Origin of the sequence: Streptomyces sp. NPDC088400, from assembly GCF_044753355.1 — a bacterium.
Classification (GTDB): Bacteria; Actinomycetota; Actinomycetes; order Streptomycetales; family Streptomycetaceae; genus Streptomyces.
Genome location: NZ_JBIVMZ010000021.1, coordinates 18432 through 36897, shown reverse-complemented (window position 1 = coordinate 36897; position 18466 = coordinate 18432). Strand labels below are relative to the sequence as shown.

19 protein-coding genes, 1 tRNA gene and 1 riboswitch are annotated in these 18466 nt (G+C 70.0%); of the genes, 13 read left to right on the top strand and 7 right to left on the bottom strand.

Translation table 11 applies throughout. The annotated features are described in order from the left end of the window. Positions 1-74: 74 nt before the first annotated feature. Both ACIQD6_RS34065 and ACIQD6_RS34060 read left to right on the top strand, forming a co-directional pair. Positions 75-683, top strand: coding sequence for a hypothetical protein (locus tag ACIQD6_RS34065; RefSeq protein ID WP_401890327.1), 609 nt, complete (start codon positions 75-77; stop codon positions 681-683). Continuing rightward, positions 680-901: a hypothetical protein gene (locus ACIQD6_RS34060; protein ID WP_401890324.1), complete on the top strand. Its 222-nt coding sequence runs from the start codon at positions 680-682 to the stop codon at positions 899-901. Before ACIQD6_RS34065 ends, ACIQD6_RS34060 begins: the two co-directional genes overlap by 4 nt. 304 nt (positions 902-1205) lie before the next feature. Here the strand turns inward: ACIQD6_RS34060 and ACIQD6_RS34055 are convergent, their stop codons facing one another. The 3 genes from ACIQD6_RS34055 to ACIQD6_RS34045 all read right to left on the bottom strand — a co-directional run bounded on the left by ACIQD6_RS34055 (position 1206) and on the right by ACIQD6_RS34045 (position 3491). Continuing rightward, on the bottom strand, positions 1206-1889 hold the full coding sequence (locus ACIQD6_RS34055) for a hypothetical protein (protein WP_401890322.1): 684 nt from the start codon (positions 1887-1889) through the stop codon (positions 1206-1208). 79 nt (positions 1890-1968) lie between these two features. Beyond that, positions 1969-2280, bottom strand: a complete 312-nt coding sequence (locus tag ACIQD6_RS34050) for a hypothetical protein (RefSeq protein ID WP_401890319.1) — start codon at positions 2278-2280, stop codon at positions 1969-1971. A 347-nt stretch (positions 2281-2627) separates the two neighbouring features. Next, on the bottom strand, positions 2628-3491 hold the full coding sequence (locus tag ACIQD6_RS34045) for an SDR family NAD(P)-dependent oxidoreductase (protein WP_401890317.1): 864 nt from the start codon (positions 3489-3491) through the stop codon (positions 2628-2630). An 86-nt stretch (positions 3492-3577) separates the two neighbouring features. Between ACIQD6_RS34045 and ACIQD6_RS34040 the strand changes: the two genes are divergently transcribed. The 5 genes from ACIQD6_RS34040 to ACIQD6_RS34020 all read left to right on the top strand — a co-directional run bounded on the left by ACIQD6_RS34040 (position 3578) and on the right by ACIQD6_RS34020 (position 8560). Next, complete coding sequence (locus tag ACIQD6_RS34040) at positions 3578-3931, top strand: ArsR/SmtB family transcription factor (protein ID WP_383022449.1); 354 nt, start codon at positions 3578-3580, stop codon at positions 3929-3931. A gap of 73 nt (positions 3932-4004) precedes the next feature. Continuing rightward, positions 4005-4334, top strand: a complete 330-nt coding sequence (locus ACIQD6_RS34035; RefSeq protein WP_401890314.1) for a hypothetical protein — start codon at positions 4005-4007, stop codon at positions 4332-4334. 68 nt (positions 4335-4402) lie between these two features. Continuing rightward, a complete protein-coding gene (locus ACIQD6_RS34030; RefSeq protein ID WP_401890311.1) occupies positions 4403-4879 on the top strand; it encodes a hypothetical protein in 477 nt (158 codons plus the stop codon). 290 nt (positions 4880-5169) lie between these two features. Further along, complete coding sequence (locus ACIQD6_RS34025) at positions 5170-8253, top strand: SpoIIE family protein phosphatase (protein ID WP_401890464.1); 3084 nt, start codon at positions 5170-5172, stop codon at positions 8251-8253. A 94-nt stretch (positions 8254-8347) separates the two neighbouring features. Next, a complete protein-coding gene (locus ACIQD6_RS34020) occupies positions 8348-8560 on the top strand; it encodes a hypothetical protein (RefSeq protein ID WP_401890309.1) in 213 nt (70 codons plus the stop codon). Between the two features lie 273 nt (positions 8561-8833). Here ACIQD6_RS34020 and ACIQD6_RS34015 read toward each other — a convergent pair whose 3' ends face one another. After that, the gene (locus tag ACIQD6_RS34015; RefSeq protein WP_401890462.1) at positions 8834-9583 is read right to left on the bottom strand and encodes an HAD family hydrolase; all 750 of its coding nucleotides are present in this window, start codon (positions 9581-9583) and stop codon (positions 8834-8836) included. A 65-nt stretch (positions 9584-9648) separates the two neighbouring features. Here ACIQD6_RS34015 and ACIQD6_RS34010 point away from each other — a divergent pair, with 65 nt between their 5' ends. The 4 genes from ACIQD6_RS34010 (at position 9649) to ACIQD6_RS33995 (ending at position 13083) form a co-directional block, all read left to right on the top strand. After that, positions 9649-9840 carry a hypothetical protein gene (locus ACIQD6_RS34010; RefSeq protein ID WP_401890306.1) on the top strand — a complete coding sequence of 64 codons (192 nt, stop codon included), beginning with the start codon at positions 9649-9651 and terminating at the stop codon, positions 9838-9840. Positions 9841-9902: 62 nt separating this feature from the next. Continuing rightward, positions 9903-9976, top strand: a tRNA-Met gene (locus ACIQD6_RS34005). A gap of 329 nt (positions 9977-10305) precedes the next feature. Next, complete coding sequence (locus ACIQD6_RS34000; protein ID WP_401890459.1) at positions 10306-11472, top strand: PP2C family protein-serine/threonine phosphatase; 1167 nt, start codon at positions 10306-10308, stop codon at positions 11470-11472. Positions 11473-11882: 410 nt separating this feature from the next. Continuing rightward, a riboswitch (cyclic di-AMP (ydaO/yuaA leader) is annotated at positions 11883-12037 on the top strand. Positions 12038-12048: 11 nt separating this feature from the next. Further along, positions 12049-13083 (top strand): M23 family metallopeptidase, encoded by a 1035-nt coding sequence (locus ACIQD6_RS33995; RefSeq protein WP_401890304.1) that lies wholly within the window; start codon positions 12049-12051, stop codon positions 13081-13083. Here the strand turns inward: ACIQD6_RS33995 and ACIQD6_RS33990 are convergent. The 3 genes from ACIQD6_RS33990 to ACIQD6_RS33980 form a co-directional block, all read right to left on the bottom strand. Beyond that, positions 13073-14023: a hypothetical protein gene (locus ACIQD6_RS33990; RefSeq protein WP_401890302.1), complete on the bottom strand. Its 951-nt coding sequence runs from the start codon at positions 14021-14023 to the stop codon at positions 13073-13075. The genes ACIQD6_RS33995 and ACIQD6_RS33990 overlap by 11 nt on opposite strands. 405 nt (positions 14024-14428) lie before the next feature. Next, complete coding sequence (locus ACIQD6_RS33985; RefSeq protein WP_401890300.1) at positions 14429-16447, bottom strand: tetratricopeptide repeat protein; 2019 nt, start codon at positions 16445-16447, stop codon at positions 14429-14431. Continuing rightward, positions 16444-16842, bottom strand: a complete 399-nt coding sequence (locus ACIQD6_RS33980) for a hypothetical protein (protein WP_401890297.1) — start codon at positions 16840-16842, stop codon at positions 16444-16446. The genes ACIQD6_RS33985 and ACIQD6_RS33980 overlap by 4 nt, the downstream gene beginning before the upstream one ends. Before the next feature lie 249 nt (positions 16843-17091). Here ACIQD6_RS33980 and ACIQD6_RS33975 point away from each other — a divergent pair, with 249 nt between their 5' ends. Together ACIQD6_RS33975 and ACIQD6_RS33970 are read left to right on the top strand one after the other, a co-directional pair. Then, positions 17092-17223, top strand: a complete 132-nt coding sequence (locus ACIQD6_RS33975) for a hypothetical protein (RefSeq protein WP_401890295.1) — start codon at positions 17092-17094, stop codon at positions 17221-17223. 165 nt (positions 17224-17388) lie between these two features. After that, a complete protein-coding gene (locus ACIQD6_RS33970) occupies positions 17389-18333 on the top strand; it encodes an aldo/keto reductase (RefSeq protein WP_401890293.1) in 945 nt (314 codons plus the stop codon). The last annotated feature ends 133 nt before the right edge of the window (positions 18334-18466 follow it).

The window sequence follows — 18466 nt, the reverse complement described above, 5'->3', positions numbered from 1 at the left end:
TTGTGTGCGCCTGCTGCCAGTTGACCGCTCCTACCGTCGTCATCAGAGCTGATCCATCGACGACAGGGGCAGCCATGAGTACCACTCAACCTCGGACCGAGGCCGTCTCCCGGTGGCTGACGTCCACCACCCGACACCCCGACATCGCAGAGAAGGACTGGGCGGCCGGGCGCCCAGCCATCCTGCGGACCGGCATCCTGTACGACACCGTGCGCATGCCCCAGGAATTGGTCCACGCGGCAGTCGGGAGCACCGTCCCGGATTCCGTGAGTGTCGCCCTGGCGGAAGCCCTCGACGGGCCGGTGGTGTGTCACCCGGGCCAGTGGTATTACGCGTTGGTGTCGCCCGGGACGTGTGAGGTGTGGCGGTCCCCGGTGGCTGCGGCTCGTGGCCGGGGCGGGTGGCTCGCGATCCCGAGGGTGGACCGTACAGAGCCCGCGCCGGTTGATCCCTACTGGGCCGTGCCTGTGGAGCGGATCGACCGGTTGTGCACGCCGGCCGCCGTGAGCGAGTTGCTGCGCGTTGGACGCGAGCGATGTGAAGGGGCCGCTGGCGGGGGCCACTCGGCGGCGTACGTCGCTGTGCTGGAGCACACGGAAGAGTGCACCGCATGCGCCACGGCCACCTCGACCTGCGCCGTCGGCACGCGGTTGCGTAAAGCGGAACGGGCGGCCCGCCGGTGAACGGCGTCCGGCCCGCCGCTCTGGCCCCGGCGCCCCTGTGTGACTACTGCGGGCACGCCCACGACACGCTCATCGTCGTCGGCGTCGTCCACTCGGCGAGCGGCCCCGGGCGAACCATGCGCGCCTGCCCGCCATGCCGTACCGCGCGCCGCCTCCTACCCCTGGCCGACCACCCCGCCGACAGCCTCGGACTCGTACTCGTGGAACCGCGCCTCTGACCCCCGCTCGTCGCTGTCACACAGCGGCGGGCGGGTGCGACCGCCCCGGCCGGCCGTCGCCCCCCGTCGGCGCCGGCCGGGGCTCCTCCCTGATCTGCCGCGACCGGATGCCTGTCCCCCCGACAGACCGGACGGAGCGTGAGAGCCTCCAGCCGTGCGCTCCCGTTCCGCGAATCGTCGCCGGGTGGCGCGTGCCTTCTCCGATGAGCTTCGCTGGATCAGGGGCAGGCGTGGACGACCAGCCGCTTACCGGGCGACCGTGGCCAGTTGAGGGCTCGGCCCGGCGGAGTCGGTTCGAGTCCAGTCAGTTCCAGTCGGTCAAGTCGAAGGCGGCGACGCAGTATGGATCGTCCGCAGGCGTGCGGAATCGATCGAGGTCGTTGTGGGACGCCAGGGTTCGCAGGACGTGGCCGACCGTCCCTCCTCGACTCTCGACCGAGCCGTCCGCGTTGCGGATGCGGTAGTCCAGTCCCCACGCTGACGTGTTGTCGGCCCAGCGGACGTAGTAGCGGCCGTAGAAGTTGTCGCGGAGAAGGAAGCCTACGAGGGTGAACGTGGTGGGGGCTTCGGGCACGCCCCCTTGGAGGGGGATCAGCGGCAGGTACAGGGCGTCGCCGGGCGTTTCAGTGGGGCGTTGGGCGAAGGCATGTACGGCAGCGCGGGTGTCGAAGACGGGAATCCCACTCGCAGGGTCTTCGGAGGGCGCACCGAGCGTGTCGGTGGACCGGGTGCAGGCGCGCAGCGCCGGAATCAGAACGGTATGCGGGATGGGCTCTCCGCGGGTATCCGTGAGCGGCATGTCGTAGGCGGCCTGGGATCGTTCTCCATCCCACAGGACCACTCTGAGTGCACCGGGGTCTTCGAGGACCGGTAGCACGCCACGGACGGTCAGTGATCCTGGTGTCAGCGGGGGCGCGACGAACTGCCCGAGCCTGAAGAGGGCGGTCGTTCGTAGATCATCCAGTTCCTCTTGGTCCCAAGTCGCCATGGCATTGCCCTTGTGGTCAATTATTCACGGCTGATGGGCATTTGTTCACGCCTTGACAGTACGCTGTGATGGTTCCGATCTATTCTTTCCGGGGAACTGTGTATTTTCCGTCCTCGGTTCGGTGGTGGTATTGGGCCACGCCTACAACCTTCGCCACAATCCTTCTGTTGTGGATCACCATGGCGTGGTACTCAAGGTGGTGCCCGTCCCTCTTGTCGACCTTGTCGTCATCTGCTTGGGCGGCCGGGTACTTGGCGTGGACCAGGAACCCGACCATGGCGGATCCGGCAGCCGTGCCGAGCGCCCGGATCCAGCCCAGGGCCATCTCCAGCGGGCCGGTCAACGGACGGCGTGCCAGGAACGGGGCTGGGGCCTGTCCTGTCTCACCCAATCGAGTCGCTTCTCAATGAACCGAGTCGTTCGGGCTTCTGCCTCAGCGAACCCAGTCGCGCGGCCGAGTGCTGGATGGCTGTACCAGTCGGGGTGGAACCGGCGGACCCGTCCGTAGAGATGTCGTACATGGACGCCGTCGGCGTCCGCTGCGGGACTGCGGGACGAGTCGGTTCGAGAAGGTAGGTCCGGTACCCGATTCGCTGGTCGCGCGGCGAGAGTCACTTCCCGGGCTGGTACTGGGCGGCGACGACTGGGAGCGTCGCCACGCCCCGGACTGCTTCGTCCGCCGCACACCGTCAGTTCCGGTCTGCCGGATGCTCCCTGCCGGGAGGCAGTCGAGCGGTGTCAGCTCAGGCTGGGGTGGAGTTCGGGTGGTCCGCCCAGGGCGTAGCGCAGGGAGGGTGGGGTGCTGCCGTCGATGTCGGTGATACCGAGGTGTGCTCCCAGTTCAGCGCCGATCAGCGCCCTGCCGGAGAGTTGCATGAGATCGTCGGCCGTGTAGAGGGCCGAGATCACCTGGCCGGTGAACTGCGTGGATTCGCGCCTGTTGGTGGGCCGGGCTTCAGCGGGCAGTGTTGCGAAGTGCGCGCGTGCGCGCTCGGTGTCCAGGCCGCCCATCCAGATCGAGACGGCGGCAACGTTGTGGGGGCGCAGATCCTTGGCCATGTCGGCCGCCATCTTGTCGGCGCCTGCCTTCTGGGCGCCGTAAGCGGGGCCCAGGTGGTAGGCCACAGCACCGTAGTGACCTGTGTTGACGATCAGTCCTCGGCCATTGGCGATCAGCAGGGGTGCGGCGTGGAAGCTTGCGACGTAGTGCGATCGCAGGCCGACCGTGATGAGATCGGCTGCTTCCAGCGGCTGTTCCCAGAACCTCCCAGGGGGCGGGGCGTTGAGCACCTGGGCCGCGTTGTTGACCAGGATGTCGAGTCGGCCGTGATCGCGTTCTACCCGGGCGAACAGTTCCGCCACGGCTTCATCGTCGGCGTGGTCGACGGCCACCGCGACGCCTCTGCCGCCGGCTTCGTCGATGAGCGCAGCGGTCTCCGCGACTGTGCCGCCGTAGGGCGAGTCGGAGGATTGCCGGCTGCGTCCGGTCACGTAGACGGTCGCGCCCGACTGTCCGAGGGCGAGGGCAATTCCCTTGCCGGCTCCCCGGCTGGCTCCGGTGACCACCGCCACCTGCGGTCCGCTGTTGATCGGCGCTGACATGGCACGCCCCACTGAGTTAGATACGGATCGAACACTTATGACTGTACGATGAGGATCGAACATGTCAAGTCGAGGAAGGATCCGCCATGGCCGAGCCGGTCGCGCGGCGCGTCAGGAACCTGGTCCACGCCGACCTGGAAGAGGTGAGCCTGCAGGCCGCACTCGATGCTCTCTCTGACCCGGTGCGGCGCTCGATCCTGCGCAAATGCGCCGGTGAACCGGACTTCACTTGGGCATGCGGAACATTCGACCTGCCGGTCTCAAAGGCAACGGCAAGCCACCACTTCGCGGTACTACGTGCCGCCGGACTCCTGGAGCAGGTGGACAAGGGATCACGCAGGCTCAACCGGCTTCGCCGGCCCGAGTTTGACGCGCGGTTTCCTGGACTGCTGACACTCGTTCTCGCAGAAGGTGCGCAGCCCCGACCACCCCAGGTTTGAGAGATTGCCGACGGCAGGCGCGGACGAGATCGTTTCAACGAACTCAGTCCGCGTGTCTCACCCAATCCAGTCCATGCAGGTCAGCAGCGCGTGGGCGACCAACTTCGTTGAGACAGGGCAGGGCCCTTCCGAGTTGGCACGCGCCCTCGGCCTGGCAGAAAGCGGTGATCCCCGGCGCCTGCAGCGCCAGCACGCGCGACGCTGGATGGAGGGAGAGTGGACTCCCGGCCACTGGTGGCCCTACATCGCGCGGGTGTTGGGGCTGGACCCTGAGCGGACCAAGGCCGCCCTTCCCGGAGCCGTCCGCATCGGCCAGGCCGAGGTGGCCGCCGTACGCCACATGGCGCGAGCAGGCAGCGCACATCGCAGGCTGACTCTTTGGTCCAGCTCTGTCATGGAGTGACATCGTCCGGGGGACAGCCGCCGCGCGCTTGAGCCTGCTGCCGGGCAGAGCGTGCCTTCAGTACCTCCGTGGTGCCCCTGCGGTTGCGTCCACCGATCGAGGCCGCGGTCGTCCTCAGCCCACCTGTGCTGACGAAAATCGGTCGCGCACGCCAATGCGAACTGAAAGGTTTCGTCCGGCACGCCAGGGCCTCAGCCACCGCCCTCTGCCTCTCCCGGCTCCGGTGTACCAGCACGACCGGCACGGTGATCCGCGATCTGGGCGACATCGCGGTCCACAACGCATCGACGGCTTACCGGAACAACAAGGAGATCATCATGTCCACTCCTGTCAGCGCCGAACTCCGTCCGTACTCCGGCTCGGACCCGGACAAGTACAAGGCTGTGGTGAAGATCGGCATCGAGCCGGGTGAGCCGATTTACGGCGATCTCGGCCCGGCTGACCGCCAGGCTGTCCTCGAAGCCGCGATCGCGGCGATACGCGCCGCCCTTCCCGGCTACGAGGTCCCGGCCACGATCACCGTGCAGGACGTGACCACAGCCTGATCCGCCCGCGGTCGACGACCCGGAGGGGTACACGCGATCATCGAAGGTCTTGGGTATGTGCCGGTCGTCGCCTTCGGGAAACGTTGCCGGAATTACCAGTTCGAGTTCGCGGGCCGGAAGAACCCCGGCATCGGCCCGGAGCCTCTGACTCGGGAGTTGTGCACCGACGCGGTCATGACGTACGCCACCGCCAGACCTGACCCCGGGTGTGGCGGAGGCGCGTTCCCGCCCCCCTCGCCCGCGAGAGTCGGCCCGGGGCCGCAGATATGGGGGAAATGTACGATTACATGGTGAACGTACGGTTGGCTTTGCTCGACACAGTGGAACAGGGCGTCACGGAGAGCGAAGTGTTCCGGCTGGCCCTTCAGCATGCCGTCGGAGAGCTGGGCGGCCTGGGGGGAATGGTGCATCTGCGTGGGCCCATGTCCGCGCTGCGTCTGGTGTCGGCGACCGGGCTGCCGCCCGCGCTCAGCCGGACCTGGGAGATCGTCGACCAGGACGGGCCGCTGGCCCCGGCCCGCGCCGTGCGGCAGGGGAGTGGCGTGTGGGTGGGCCTTGAGGCCGGGGGCGAGGACGGGGCCGGGGCGGGCGTCGGCACCGAAACCGGCCCTGCCCCCGAGGGGCGCACGGACCCGGCGCCGTTCCCGTTCCCGCAGGACTCCGCCCCGCCGCCCGTCGTCGCGTGGCCCGGGACCGGGCTGGCGTCCGTGCCCGTGTCCAGTGGGGACCGTACGATCGGCGCCCTCACCGTACTGATGGGCGCCCGGGGCGAGCCGACCGAGGAGCAGTGGGGCTTCCTGCGGGCCGTGGTCAGCTGGGCCGAGGAGCGGATGAGTCAGGCGCCGCCGCCCACCGCGCCGCCCCAGAAGGAGTTCGGCGGCGGTCGGCTGCGGCAGGCGCTGAAAGAGGTCCAGGTCGGCTCGTGGGACTGGAACATCCAGACCGGCGCGCTGGACTGGGACGAGGACGCCATGGCGCTCTACGGCACCGAACCCGCCGACTTCGTGCCCGTGATCGCGAGCTGGATGAAGATCGTCCACCCCGACGACCTGGCGTGGACGCTGGCCGCCGCGCAGCGGGCGATCCGTGACCGGAGCCTGTTCGAGGCCGAGTACCGGGTGCGGCGCCTGGACGGTACGTACGGCTGGACGCAGGCGCGCGGCAAGGTGGTGCTCGACGACAAGGGCGAGCCGCTCAGGATGGTCGGTATGGGGTGGGACAGCAATGAGTCCCGCTCCGCCCGCGACGCGCTCAGCCGTGCCCTGCGGCACATGAGCGACGCCTTCCTCTCGGTGGACGACCACTGGCGGATCACGTTCGTCAACCTGGAGGCCGAGCGCATGCTGGGCTCCTCCGAGGAGGAGCTGTTCGGCCGCGTCCTGTGGGAGCTGCCCTCCGTACGGCAGGTTCCGGACCTGGAGGCCCGCTGCCGGGAGGCGGCCGCCGCGGACGCCCCCGTCGGCTTCGACGTGGGGATGCCCGACACCGGGCGCCGCTACCACCTGCGGTTCGTTCCCGTGCCCGACGGCGTCATCCTCTACTTCACCGACGTCACGGAGCGGCGGCGGCACGAGGCCGAGCGGGCCGCCGCCGAGCGGGCCGATTCCGAGCGCTCCACCCGGATCGCGGAGCTGACCGAGGCGCTCGCCGTGGCGACGACCTCACGGGACGTGGTGGACGCGGTCGCCCGGCGCGTGCTGCCGCCGTTCGGCGCCGCCGGTCTGGTGGTGCAGGCCATCGAGGGCGACCGCGCGTACAACGTCGGGGCCGTCGGCTACCCGCCCGAATTCCTCGAAACGCTCGACGGCCGCCTGCGCCGGGCACCCGACCCGCTCTGGGAGGCGATCCTGACCGGGGCCCCGCTGTTCATCTCGTCCAGGGAGATGTACGCGGCGCGCTACCCCGATCTGGCCGACCGGCCCGCGGCGGGCGGCAAGTGGGCATGGGCGTTTCTGCCGCTGACCGCCTCCGGGCACACCTTCGGTGTGTGCGTCATCGCCTTCGACCGGCCGCGCCGGCTCACCGGCGAGGAGCGCACCCTCCTGACGGCGATCAGCGCGCTCGTCGCGCACGCGCTGGAACGGGCCAGGCTCTACGACGCCGAGTACGACCGCTCCCGCGAGTTGCAGCGCGGCCTGCTCCCGCGCGGGCTGCCCGAGGTGCCCGCGTGCACGGCCGCCGCCCGCTACCTCCCCGCCGGGCAGGGGATGGACGTGGGCGGGGACTGGTACGACATCATCCCGCTCTCCGCCGGCCGGGTCGCGCTCGTCATCGGGGACGTGATGGGGCACGGCCTGTCCGAGGCGGCGACCATGGGGCGGCTGCGCACCGCCGTCCACACGCTGGCCCACCTCGAACTGCCTCCCGACGAGATCATGAGCCACCTCAACGAGATCGTCGGCGGCCTGGGAGAGGACTCGTACGCCACCTGCCTGTACGCGCTGTACGACTCCACCACCGGCGTCTGCGCCGTCGCGCGCGCCGGGCATCCGCCACCGGCCGTGGTCCATCCCGACGGCACGGTGTACTTCCCGGACCTGGTCCCGGACCCGCCGCTGGGCGCGGCGGAACCACCGTTCGAAACAGTCGAGTTGGAGGTGCCCGAGGAGAGCCTCCTCGTGATGTACACCGACGGTCTGGTCGAGTCGGCCACGCGCGAGATCGACGTGGGCATGGCGGACCTCGCTCGGCTGCTGCGTACCGCCGTCGGCGACGGCGGAGATGACGACAACGAGGGAGGGGAGCGTGAACACGGAGAAAGCGGTGGGGACTTGGGGCTGCTCTGCGACTCCCTCACCGCCGGTCTGCTTCCCGCCGAGCAGCAGACCACCGACGACGCCGCCCTCCTCGTCGCCCGCCTCCACGCGCTGACCGCCGACCAGATGGCCTCCTGGCCGCTCCCCGAGAACCCGCAGGCCGCCGGCGAGGCGCGCAGGCACGTCCGGGAGCAGCTCTCCACCTGGGGCCTGGACGACCTGGCGACGACCACGGAACTGCTGGCCAGCGAGCTGGTCGGGAACGTCGTGCGCCACGCGAAGGGCCCGGTACGGCTACGGCTGCTGCACAGCGCCGACCTGGTCTGCGAGGTCTCCGACGGCAGCCTCACCACGCCGCGCATACGCCGTGCGCTGGAGACGGACGAGGGCGGGCGCGGTCTGCAACTCGTCACCGCGCTCTCCCAGCGGTGGGGCACCCGCTACACGTCGACCGGCAAATGCATCTGGACCGAGCAGGCGCTGCCCGGCACGGACGGTAACGGCCCGCTGTCCGATCAGGCGGAGCTGATGGCTCTGGGCGTGGGGAAGTTCGACGGTGACCTGGACGCGCTTCCCTTCACGGACGAGGGCCTGCCGGGCGCGGGCGCCCAGCGGTGAGGTGGCGAGGCGGGGGTGCCCGAAGCGAACCGTTGGGAGAACAGACACGTACCAGAGGCTGCGGACCGGGCGGGATCGTCGCACGCTTGAGCGTATGAGTGATGTACCGATCGTCGTGCACCGGGCGTCCGGGACGGGCGGGCGGCGAGTCACCGTCCGTGGCCGGATCATGGGGCTCGCGCACAGCGACGACCATCTGATCGAGTTCCTGCGCCTGGCCGGGCTGCCCGATGCCTGGGATCTGCTGGACGACCCGAACTGGGTGGAGTGGCAGGGCGGTCCCGCGCATGAATACGGGGTGGTGTGAGGGAGGGGCGGGGTGTGAGTGGCCGCAGGTGGGCGCGCGTTCGGTCGGGTCCCGTGTCGGGTCCCGTGTCCGGTCCCGTTGGGTCCTGTCGGGTCCCCCCCCAGGGCTCCCCAGCCCCCTGTGCCCGGCCCCGATGGCGATCAGCCGCGTATGCCGCGGTGGCGTACCTGCCTCCCGTACGTCTGCCTCCCGTACGTCTGAGTCCCGTACGTCTCAGCCCTGTACGCCTGAGTCCCGTACGTCTCAGCCCTGTACGTCTCAGCCCTGTACGTCTCAGTCCTGTATGGCCTCGTCCCGTACGCCCGCCTCCTCGGCCTGTAGGTCCGCGTCCGCTCCGACCCTGCCCGTCACATCCGCGCCCGTCACATCCGCGCTCGTCGCCGTCCAGTCCGCGGCGATCGACGCGAGCTGCGTCAGTTTGTCGATCCGCCAGTCCGCCGCTTCGACCACATCCGGGTCGTCCGCCCACAGGTAGCCCCAGGGCCCCCGCCGCAGATGGATCGTGCGCAGGCCCGCCTCGCGGGCGGGGAACAGGTCGTACGCGGGATGGTCGCCCACGTACACGGTCCGCTCCGGTGTGGTCCGCGCCGCCTGGATGACATGGGCGAAGAACTCCGGGGACGGCTTGGCGACGCCCCACTCGCCGGAGGTGGCGACGAGGTCGGCGGGCAGATCGAGGCCGCGCAGCAGTTCACCGGCCTTGACGGTCTGGTTGCCCGCGATGACGACGCGCAGGCCGAGCGCCCGGAGGCCGGCGAGGGCGGGCCGGACGTCGGGATAGAGGTCGGACTCGTCGAGGTGTTCGCCACGCCCGGCCGCCTCTCTGGCCCGGTAGGCCTCGCCGACGTCCATGCCGGGCTTGATCAGGCGGAGGGCGTCGGCGTTGTCCCGGTTCTGGACGGTGGCGGCGCCGACGAGAGCGGAAATGGTGTGGCGGGGGATCCCCAGCCAATCGGCCCAGGAGGCCCAGTAACGGTCGTCGCGGACGAGGGTCTCCCCGACGTCGAACACGATGGTTTCGATCACCGGTCCAAGCGTAGGGGGACACGCTCTGCCGATTGTCAGTGGCTGGCCGTAGCCTGGGTCTTATGTTCGCTTCCTCGCCCGATTCTTCCGGTGCCCGTGGTTCCGTTCGGTCCGCCGCTGTCGTCAATTCGGAGATCCGCGCCCTCTGGGGGCGGGCCGGCAGCGCGCTCTCCCCCGCTGAGCAGGAGCGTTACCAGCGGCTTCTGGTCGAGTGGGCCGCGGCGGTGCGGGCCGATGTGGTCGAGGCGGCCTGATTCGTTCCGTGGGGCAGGTGGTTTTGATCTTGCTCCAGATGGCGTAGAGTTGCATTCAACGGCGCGGGGTGGAGCAGCTCGGTAGCTCGCTGGGCTCATAACCCAGAGGTCGCAGGTTCAAATCCTGTCCCCGCTACTGGAAGAAAACGAAGGCCCGGATCCTTGAGGATCCGGGCCTTCGTCGTGCTTGCCTCCCCTTCCCTTCGCCGTCCCTCGTCATGTACGTCCACATGGTCCACCCCTCGGACGTGTAGCCCACTCGGCGGACGGCGAGTCGCCGCCCGGCCCGACAGCGGCCAGCCTGGGTAGGCGGGGCGCCGTACGGTCCGTCGCCGCGGGCGACCGGGCAGGAGACCACTGGTGGGCAAGCAGACGAAGCTCACAAAGTTCACGGAGCGCATCGGCGGCAGGCGTCGCCGGGCGGCTCAGGACGCCCTCTGGGCCGGTGACGGGCGGGGCTTCTGGGTGGTCGGCGATGCCCCGCGGGTGGTGGGCGGTCGCCCCGGGCGGACCGGCCCGGGTGCCCGTACCGGACGCCGGCTGGTGCGCTATCTGCCCGCCCTGGTCATCGCGGTCGGGGTGCTCTTCGACATCACGACGCCGACGCGCGTCACCTCCGGCCCCCTCTTCGCCGCGGCCCCGCTGGTCGCCGCCCCGTTCTACTCGATGTTCGGCACGTCCCTGGTCGCCCTCGCCTCGCTGATCGCCGAGCTGGCGCTGCGTCTACGCAGCGAATCGCTGCTCACGGTCGAGGCGACCAGCGAACTGCTGACGGTGGTGGTCGTCTCCGTCCTCGCGCTGTACATCAACGCAGTCGTGCGCCGCAGCGGTGAACGGCTCGCCTCCGCCCGCATCATCGCCGAGACCGCGCAGCGCGCCGTGCTGCCCCGACCCGCCGAGCGGATCGGCGGGCTGCGTGTCGCGGCGCGGTACGAGGCGGCGCAGGAGGGGGCGTACATCGGCGGTGACCTGTTCGCCGTACAGGACACGCGGTACGGGGTGCGTCTGGTGGTCGGGGACGTACGGGGGAAGGGGCTCGACGCGGTCGAAGCGGTGGCGGTGATCATCGGGTCGTTCCGGGAGGCCGCCGAGCAGGAGAGCTCGCTGGAGGGGGTCGCGCAGCGGCTGGAGCGTGCCCTGACGCGGGAGGGTACGCGGCCGGGCGGGCTCGACTCCTTCGAGGGGTTCACGACGGCCGTGCTCGCCGAGATCCCGCACGGTGAGGGTGTGGTGCGGCTGGTCAACCGGGGGCATCCCGAGCCGCTGCTGATGTGCGGCGACGGAACCGTACGGATGCTGGTGCCCAGCGACCCCGCGCTGCCGCTGGGGATGAGCGAGCTGGGCTCGTGGCCGGACCGCGCCGAGCAGTCCGCGTATCCCGCCGGCGCGACGCTGCTGTTCTACACGGACGGGCTCACCGAGGCGCGCGACGACCGGGGGGTTTTCTACCTTCCCCGCGAACGGCTCGACGGGCGGACCTTCCCGGGGCCCGACGAACTGCTCCAGGCGCTGATCGACGACGTACGGATGCATACGGGCGGCGGGAGCCAGGACGACATGGCGCTGCTGGCGGTCAGCCGGCCGGTGGAGGGGGAGCCGGAACGGCGCAGGAGCACGCCGGTCGTTCCGTGACGGTGTCCCTGGGGTCCGCCCGGTCCGTCGGGGGGCTGCCGGGGCCCGAGGGGCCCGTCCGGCCCAGTCCTGCCCGTCCGGCCCGGTCCGTCGGGCCGCAGGGCCTGCCCGGCCCGTCAGAGCCCGTCGGCGGGTGCTCGTGGAGCCTTCATGGAGCCCTTCACGATGCCTTCACCGGGTTCGCCACCGTGGGTAGTCAACAGATGCCCCTCCGCATAGCAATTGACGGACCGTCAGAATTGACTGTGACCCCGAATTGCTGTCAACTCGCCCCGTTGCGCGCGCTTGTGCCCTGGTGTGTCCGTTGCGAAGTTGTTAACGATCATCAGGAACAGCTTGGAATAAGGCCCTGCTCTCTATTAACGTTCGATAACGCAGCGCGGTCGTCCCAGCCGTCGCCAGAGATGGCACCGTGCGCAGCGCCGAATTCCGCAAGGGAACCGGGGAACCACCAATTGGGGTGAATCGGACGTTCTTTGCTGCCTCCGTGCGGCAGAAGCGCCCGTAGGAGACCTTCCTGCTCCGAACCCGTCAGCTAACCCGGTAGGCGAGAAGGAAGGAAAGGAGCGCGCCCCCGTGGCGTCCAACAAGCCTGCCCCGGCAGCCCCCTTCGAAACTCTCTCCTACGGCAAGGAGCAGCCGGAACCGGGCTGGGGAGAATGGAATCCCACCGAGGAGACCATCCGCCCCGTACGCGGCAGACACCGCGTGGCCGCCAAGCGCAACAACGGGCTGGCCCGCAGCTCCACGGTCCTCGGTGTCGGCGTCATCGCCGCCGTCGGCGCGGGCGGCATCGCCACCGCGCAGGACAAGCCCGCGGTCTCCATATCCCTGCCCGATGTGGTCGCGGACAACCTCCCGGACGCCAAGTCGCTGCCCGGTATGGGCTCCCTGGCATCGGACGACTCCGGGACTGACGTCCTGGCCAGCGCCCCGCTCACCTCCGCCGGTCTCACGGAAACGGACAGCGAACAGGGCGCCAACGCGGGCGAGGCCCTCCGCGCCCGCATCCTCCAGCAGGCGGAGCAGCAGCAGGGCGCCGCCGACGCCGCGCAGAAGGCGGCCACGGAGACGGCGGCGGCCGAGAAGGCCGCCTCGCAGGCCAAGGCGCGGCAGACCGACGCCGAGAAGAAGATCGAGGCGGCGAAGAAGAAGGCCGAGGCGGAAGCCAAGGCCAAGGCGGAGGCGGAGCGCCTCGCCAAGCTGGCCGCCAGCTACTCCCTCCCCACCTCCTCGTACACGCTCACCTCCACCTACGGTGAGGCCGGTTCCCTGTGGTCCTCCGGCCAGCACACCGGCCTGGACTTCGCCGCCCCGACGGGTACGCCCGTCAAGGCCGTGCACAGCGGCACCATCAAGTCCGCCGGCTGGTCGGGCTCGTACGGCTACCGCACGGTCCTGGAGCTGGATGACGGTACGGAGGTCTGGTACGCCCACCAGTCCTCGATGACCGTGAGCGTCGGCCAGAAGGTCACCGGCGGCGAGGTCATCGGCCGGGTCGGCGCGACCGGCAACGTGACCGGCGCGCACCTGCACCTCGAAGTCCACACGCCGGGCGGCTCGGGCATCGACCCGATGAGCTGGCTGCGCGGCAACGGCATCAATCCCTGACGGTTCCGGCTGCCGCCCCGGCATCGGCATCGGGGCGCATGGCGGTACGCAGTTCGTCGACCCGGGCGCGGATGCGCTCGGGCGGCACGGCTCCCGGGGGCGCGGCGGGCGGCATCTCACCCCGGCAGGCACGGCACAGGCCGTCCGGGAGCTGCGACGGCTCGCCGGGGACGCCGCAGTCGGTGCACTCCATCACCCGGCGCGGGCGCGGCAGTTCGGGCGGCAGCTTGTCGCGGAGCCGTGCCCGTACGAACCGGTACGGCACGGCCACGACGGGCGGCAGCCCGGCGGTGAGCGCCTGTACGAGTTGAGCCTGCCCGGCACCCCGTTCCAGCCAGAGCCCGGCTTCCGCCGTCAGCGCCCGGCATTCGGGCTCGGACAGGGTGAGCCGGGGATCGACGCGGCCGAGCCGGGCGAGGATGTCGTACGCGACCGTACGGGCCAATGCCGAGGTGCGCTCGGGGCCTTCGGGCTCCTCACGTTCCTCGGAACCTGAGGGTTCTGCGGAGACGCCGGGTTTTGGGGGGATGCCGGGTTGTGCGGGGATGCTGGACCCCGAAGTGAAGGCGTTCCACCAGGAGTTGTCGCGGGCGGCGCGCGACCAGTGCGTACGCCAGATCCACCGCTGCTGCCCGTTCGCCCCGATGACCGCTTCGCGGTGACGCCGCAGATGCCCGGCGCGGGACAGCTCGTTGAGCGCGGTCCGCAGGGCGCACTGGCCGTAGTCGGCGAGCTGCTTGGCGAGCGTCTTCACGGAGATGTCGGCGCCCTCGGGCAGCCGGTCGATGTACCCGGCGATGGCCGCTTCCCGTCTGGGCAGGTGTGCGAAGTCGTCAGCCGTGCGGGGGGATTGGCCGGGCGCGAGCCGTTTTCCGTAGCCCGGCCGGGCGGGAGGATGGCCGGACGGGAGCGGGGCGGGGATAAGCTGCTGAGAAGCCATGGGATCGCCTATTTCGGTCTTGTTGGTGAGGCCTCCGCGTGGTGTCGGATCACCTGCGGGGGCCGCTTTACGTTCTGATGCGCCGCACGCTACCGGCTCACGAGACGTGTGGCGAACCGGTCACCGAAAGTCATATTGGCTGGCCGGGGGCTCGTGTTGGGGCTCTGTCGCGGCATTTCGGGGGCGTCCGGAAAGAGGGGTGGGAGGGTGGGGGTAAACCTCACCACCCCATCCTTGAAAAAGCGGCTCGCGACCCGAATTCCGAAGCTCACGCGACGATTCGCTGTCCGGTACGGGACGATTTCGGCGCCCTGAAAACGCGCCTCCGGCAGCCCCGAGCCCGGAACTTCGAGCGTCGGGCCGGAGCGGCCGGGCACGTCCTACCGGAGCCGCGTTTCCGTCCGCCTATTCATGGTCGCGGGCCTTGCGGGTGTCTTCGAGGAACTGGTGGGCGAGTTCGGTCAGGGGGTGGTCGGGGCCGTAGAGGCGTTCGCGGTCGGCAAGCACCCTCTCGAAGAGGGCGATGGCCGCATCAACGTCGCCCGCGAGCTTGTGGGCGTAGGCGAGGTTGCTGCGGGCGGTGACGGTCTCGGAGTGGTCTGGCCCGTGAACCCGTTCGTAGTCGGTAACGGCGATGCGGTGGAGGTCGATGGCCGTTTCCAGGTCGCCCATGTCGCGGTAGCAGCCGGCCAGGTTGGCACGGGCGTTGATGGTGTGCGGGTGGTCGGGGCCGTGCAGGCGCCACATGTCCGTCAGGTTCTGCTGGTGCAGGTCCCGCGCTCGCGCCGGCTCGCCTCGCAGGGCATAGAGGTAGGCGAGATTGGCGCGGGCGACGAGGGTGTCGGGGTGATCGGAGCCGTGAACGCGCTCGTGGTCGGCCAGGTTCCGCTGGTGCAGAGGGGTGGCTGTCTCAAGGTCACCGGCGGCCCGGTGGGCGCTGGCGAGGAAGCTGCGGGCGGCGAAGGTGGCCGAATGGTCAGAGCCCTGGAGCCGGGTGCAGATGTCCACCGCGCGCTGAGCACAGGCTATGGCCGTGCTGGTGTGACCGTCGCCCTGAAGGTATCCGGAGGCGGCCACGAGCAGGCCGGCGGTGTGCAGGTCCTCCTCCTGCGCCGGAGTCCGGTCGGTCAGGGCCAGCAGGTGCGGCAGGAGCTCGCGCCACCGTGGCCAACCGGGGACGTTGAACAGCGGGTTCTCCGGCAGTACCTGCTCCAGCAGCAGGGTGGCTCGTTCGCGGGCGGACGTGATGGCCTGGACGGTGCGATGGGGGTCGGCAGGGTCTGCGACGCGGGCCACGCCCTGGACCAGGCGGTGGACTTGTACGGTCCTCCGGGTCAGGGTGATCATGCTGTACCCGTGGAGGAGAGCCAGGGCCTCGTCGACGGCGAACGGGTCTTCTCCCAGGCCCTCGTGAAGGCCTTCGAGGATGTCGCGCGGCACCGGAGCGGGAGCGAGCCAGGCGAACAGCCGCAGCAGATCCCCGGCCAACGGCTGCTGAGCGGTGATCGCTTGGAGAGACAGTTGCCAGATCCGGGCGATGGTGCGCTGGTTGTCGGCCTCATGACCGCTTGCTCCGGCGGCGAACATACGGCCCGGGTAGCGACGGAGACGGTCGAGGTAGGTGGCCGGGCTGATGGCAGTGGACTCGATGTAGGCGGCGGCCTGTTCCAGGGCCAGGGGGAGATGCCCCAGTTCATCGGCAAGGCAGGCAAGGACCCGCTCGTCGTCGGGCCCGTCCGGTTCGATGATGCGCATGAGCAGTTCCACCGCGGCGTCGGATGGCAGGGTGTCCAGCGGCAGAGGCTGGGCCGAGCGGCGCCAGCCGGTGGTCCGCCGGCTGGTGATGATGTGCCGCCCCGTGGTCATGCCCAGCACAGGGGTCAGGTCATGCGGGGAGGCGGCATCATCCAGCACGAGGAGCCAGTCCTGGTGAGTCCGCAGCCAGCTCAGGGCCCACTCCGCGCGCTCGGCGCTGGTCGCGGTGGCCAGGTGCTGGTGGGGGGCGAGCCGGGTGGCAAGGTCGGCGAGCCCGTGAGTGAGGCTGGAGGCGGAGTCTGCGGTAACCCACCACACCGGGTTGAACCGGTGCCGGTGCCGGTGTGCGACCTGGAGAGCCAAGGCGCTCTTGCCTGTCCCGCCCAGGCCGTGCACGACCGGCGGCAACGTCGGGCAGTCCACACCCAGTACGGCCTCCAGGCGGGCCAGCGGTTCGACGCGGTCGACGAAGTCGGGGTTGGCCGACGCGGGCAGGTTGCTCGTCCCCCGAGGGGCCTGCACTTCAGCCGGCTGCCGGACGGCGTCGGCCGGCAGGTGGACCGTGCGGGCGTCGATCGTGGCGTGGGCGCCGGTAGAGACGATTCCGCTGTTGGTGCCGACGGCCACCGCCCGCTCGCCGGAGGCCTCGACATGGGGCCTCTCGCTCACCGCTGGATGGTGGCGCCGTCGCCGGTGCTGATGACACCGCTGTTCGTCTCGACCGCGACGGCGCCATCACCCGAGGCGGTGAAGGTGCGGGTGGGCAGGAGCCGGGCCAGTTCCGTGGCCAGCTCGGCGTCCTGCCGCAGGATGCGGCGCACCTGGACACGCAGGGCCGCCTGGGCGTCGGCGTCCTGCGGATCCTCTGCCACCTCCTCGATGGCCTGCTCCAGCCCATCCCGGTTCTCCTCCCGGCTCCACAGCCGTTGCGCGATGCGCTGGCCCAGAGACACCGTCGCGTCGACGGCCGTTTCGCTGGTCCGGGTGACCACGGCCGTCCCGTAGGCGGCGACGGCGGCAGTGACGTACGGCACCACGTCGTTGGCGACGGTCAAGGCGTCCACGATTTCCCCCTCTGTCGGTTCACCCGAGCATGCCACTGCCATCCCGACTCGATGGTCCGGTTGGTGGGAGGGCCGGATCGATGCAGAGCGGAGCAACGGCAGCGTGAGCGCGATGAGCAGCTACACGGTGGCCGTTGGTGAATCAAGCGTGCGGGTTCGATCCATCCAGGAGGCTCAGGGAGTCGTGATGGAGCGCGCATCACCGATCTGCCGGCCCGCGACCCGGAAGCGGCCTCGCAGGGCGCTTTGATGGCTGACGAGGCGTTCTCCGCCGGCACCGTGGACCACGCCCTCGACGCCCACGGCAGTTGGCAGACTGTCATTTCGGTCCAGGGCGAACAGGTCAAGGTCTCGATCACCAAGCGACGCTGGTGGCGATGACGAAACGCCGCCGAGACCACTGACCTCTCGCCACAGTCATGTCCGTAGCGCGCTGCTCCGCACCGGACACGACCGGCTCACACGCCTCCGCTCAGGGGATCACGATCGGCGCACGCGCCCGCGCTCCACGGAATGGGACGATCCTCGTCCGCGTTGAATTGACGCATGACTGAACTGCGTACGCTCGGTACGTCCGACCTCCAGGTCTTCCCCCTCAACCTCGGCGGCAACGTCTTCGGCTGGACCGCGGACGAGGCGGAGTCCTTCGCCGTACTCGATGGTTACGCCGCCGCCGGCGGGAACTTCGTCGACACCGCGGATGCGTATACCTACTGGGTCCCGGGGCACGAGGGCGGTGAGTCCGAGACGGTCATCGGCAAATGGCTCGCCGCTCGCGGCAATCGTTCGGACGTGGTCATCGCGACGAAGGGCGGCGCCCACCCGCAGTACAAGGGGCTCTCAGCGGCCACGATCAAGGCCGCCGCCGAGGCGTCGCTGACCCGGTTGGGTACGGACTACATCGACCTCTACTACACGCACTTCGACGATGAGACCGTGCCCGTCGAGGAGATCATCACCGCTCTCGACCAGTTGGTGAAGGACGGCAAGATCCGCGCGATCGCCGCCTCCAACATCAGCCCGGAGCGGCTGAACGCCTCGCTCGCCTTCTCTGAGCGGGAGGGGCTGGCCCGCTATGTGGCGCTTCAGCCGCACTACAACCTGGTCTCCCGCGACACCTACGAGGGCGCGCTCCAGGACACCGTGGCCGCTCAGGGGCTCTCCGCCGTCCCGTACTTCGGGCTCGCCTCGGGCTTTCTGACTGGCAAGTACCGGCCGGGGACGGCTGTGGACAGCCCGCGGGCCGAGGGCGCCACGAAGTATCTGGAGAGCGACCGGGGTGTACGGGTGCTCGCCGCGCTCGACCGGGTCGCCGAGGCGCACGGCGCCGAACTCGCGAGCGTCGCACTCGCCTGGCTGGCGGCGCAGCCGACCGTCGTCGCGCCGATCGCGTCCGCCCGGTCGGCCGCGCAACTGCCCGCGCTGCTGGCGGCGGCCGAACTGAAGCTGACGGCCGGGGAAGTGGCAGAGTTGACCGCCGCCTCCGACTGACGAAAGCACCGAGTCCTGCGGATGCCCGGCAGGCTCGGTGCCGCGAGGTCGGCGGGGACAGGTGCTGCGGGGCCGGCGGGGCTCAGTACTGAATCTGCCGGGCCGGCGGGACTCAGTACTGCCGTATACGCAG

Excerpts from the sequence above, each read along its gene's own strand:
- ACIQD6_RS34065 (WP_401890327.1), top strand. The coding sequence starts at position 75 with ATGAGTACCACTCAACCTCGGACCGAGGCCGTCTCCCGGTGGCTGACG.
- ACIQD6_RS34055 (WP_401890322.1), bottom strand. The coding sequence starts at position 1,889 with ATGGCGACTTGGGACCAAGAGGAACTGGATGATCTACGAACGACCGCC.
- ACIQD6_RS34045 (WP_401890317.1), bottom strand. The coding sequence starts at position 3,491 with ATGTCAGCGCCGATCAACAGCGGACCGCAGGTGGCGGTGGTCACCGGA.
- ACIQD6_RS34040 (WP_383022449.1), top strand. The coding sequence starts at position 3,578 with ATGGCCGAGCCGGTCGCGCGGCGCGTCAGGAACCTGGTCCACGCCGAC.
- ACIQD6_RS34035 (WP_401890314.1), top strand. The coding sequence starts at position 4,005 with ATGCAGGTCAGCAGCGCGTGGGCGACCAACTTCGTTGAGACAGGGCAG.
- ACIQD6_RS34020 (WP_401890309.1), top strand. The coding sequence starts at position 8,348 with ATGAGTGATGTACCGATCGTCGTGCACCGGGCGTCCGGGACGGGCGGG.
- ACIQD6_RS34010 (WP_401890306.1), top strand. The coding sequence starts at position 9,649 with ATGTTCGCTTCCTCGCCCGATTCTTCCGGTGCCCGTGGTTCCGTTCGG.
- ACIQD6_RS33990 (WP_401890302.1), bottom strand. The coding sequence starts at position 14,023 with ATGGCTTCTCAGCAGCTTATCCCCGCCCCGCTCCCGTCCGGCCATCCT.
- ACIQD6_RS33975 (WP_401890295.1), top strand. The coding sequence starts at position 17,092 with ATGGCTGACGAGGCGTTCTCCGCCGGCACCGTGGACCACGCCCTCGAC.
- ACIQD6_RS33970 (WP_401890293.1), top strand. The coding sequence starts at position 17,389 with ATGACTGAACTGCGTACGCTCGGTACGTCCGACCTCCAGGTCTTCCCC.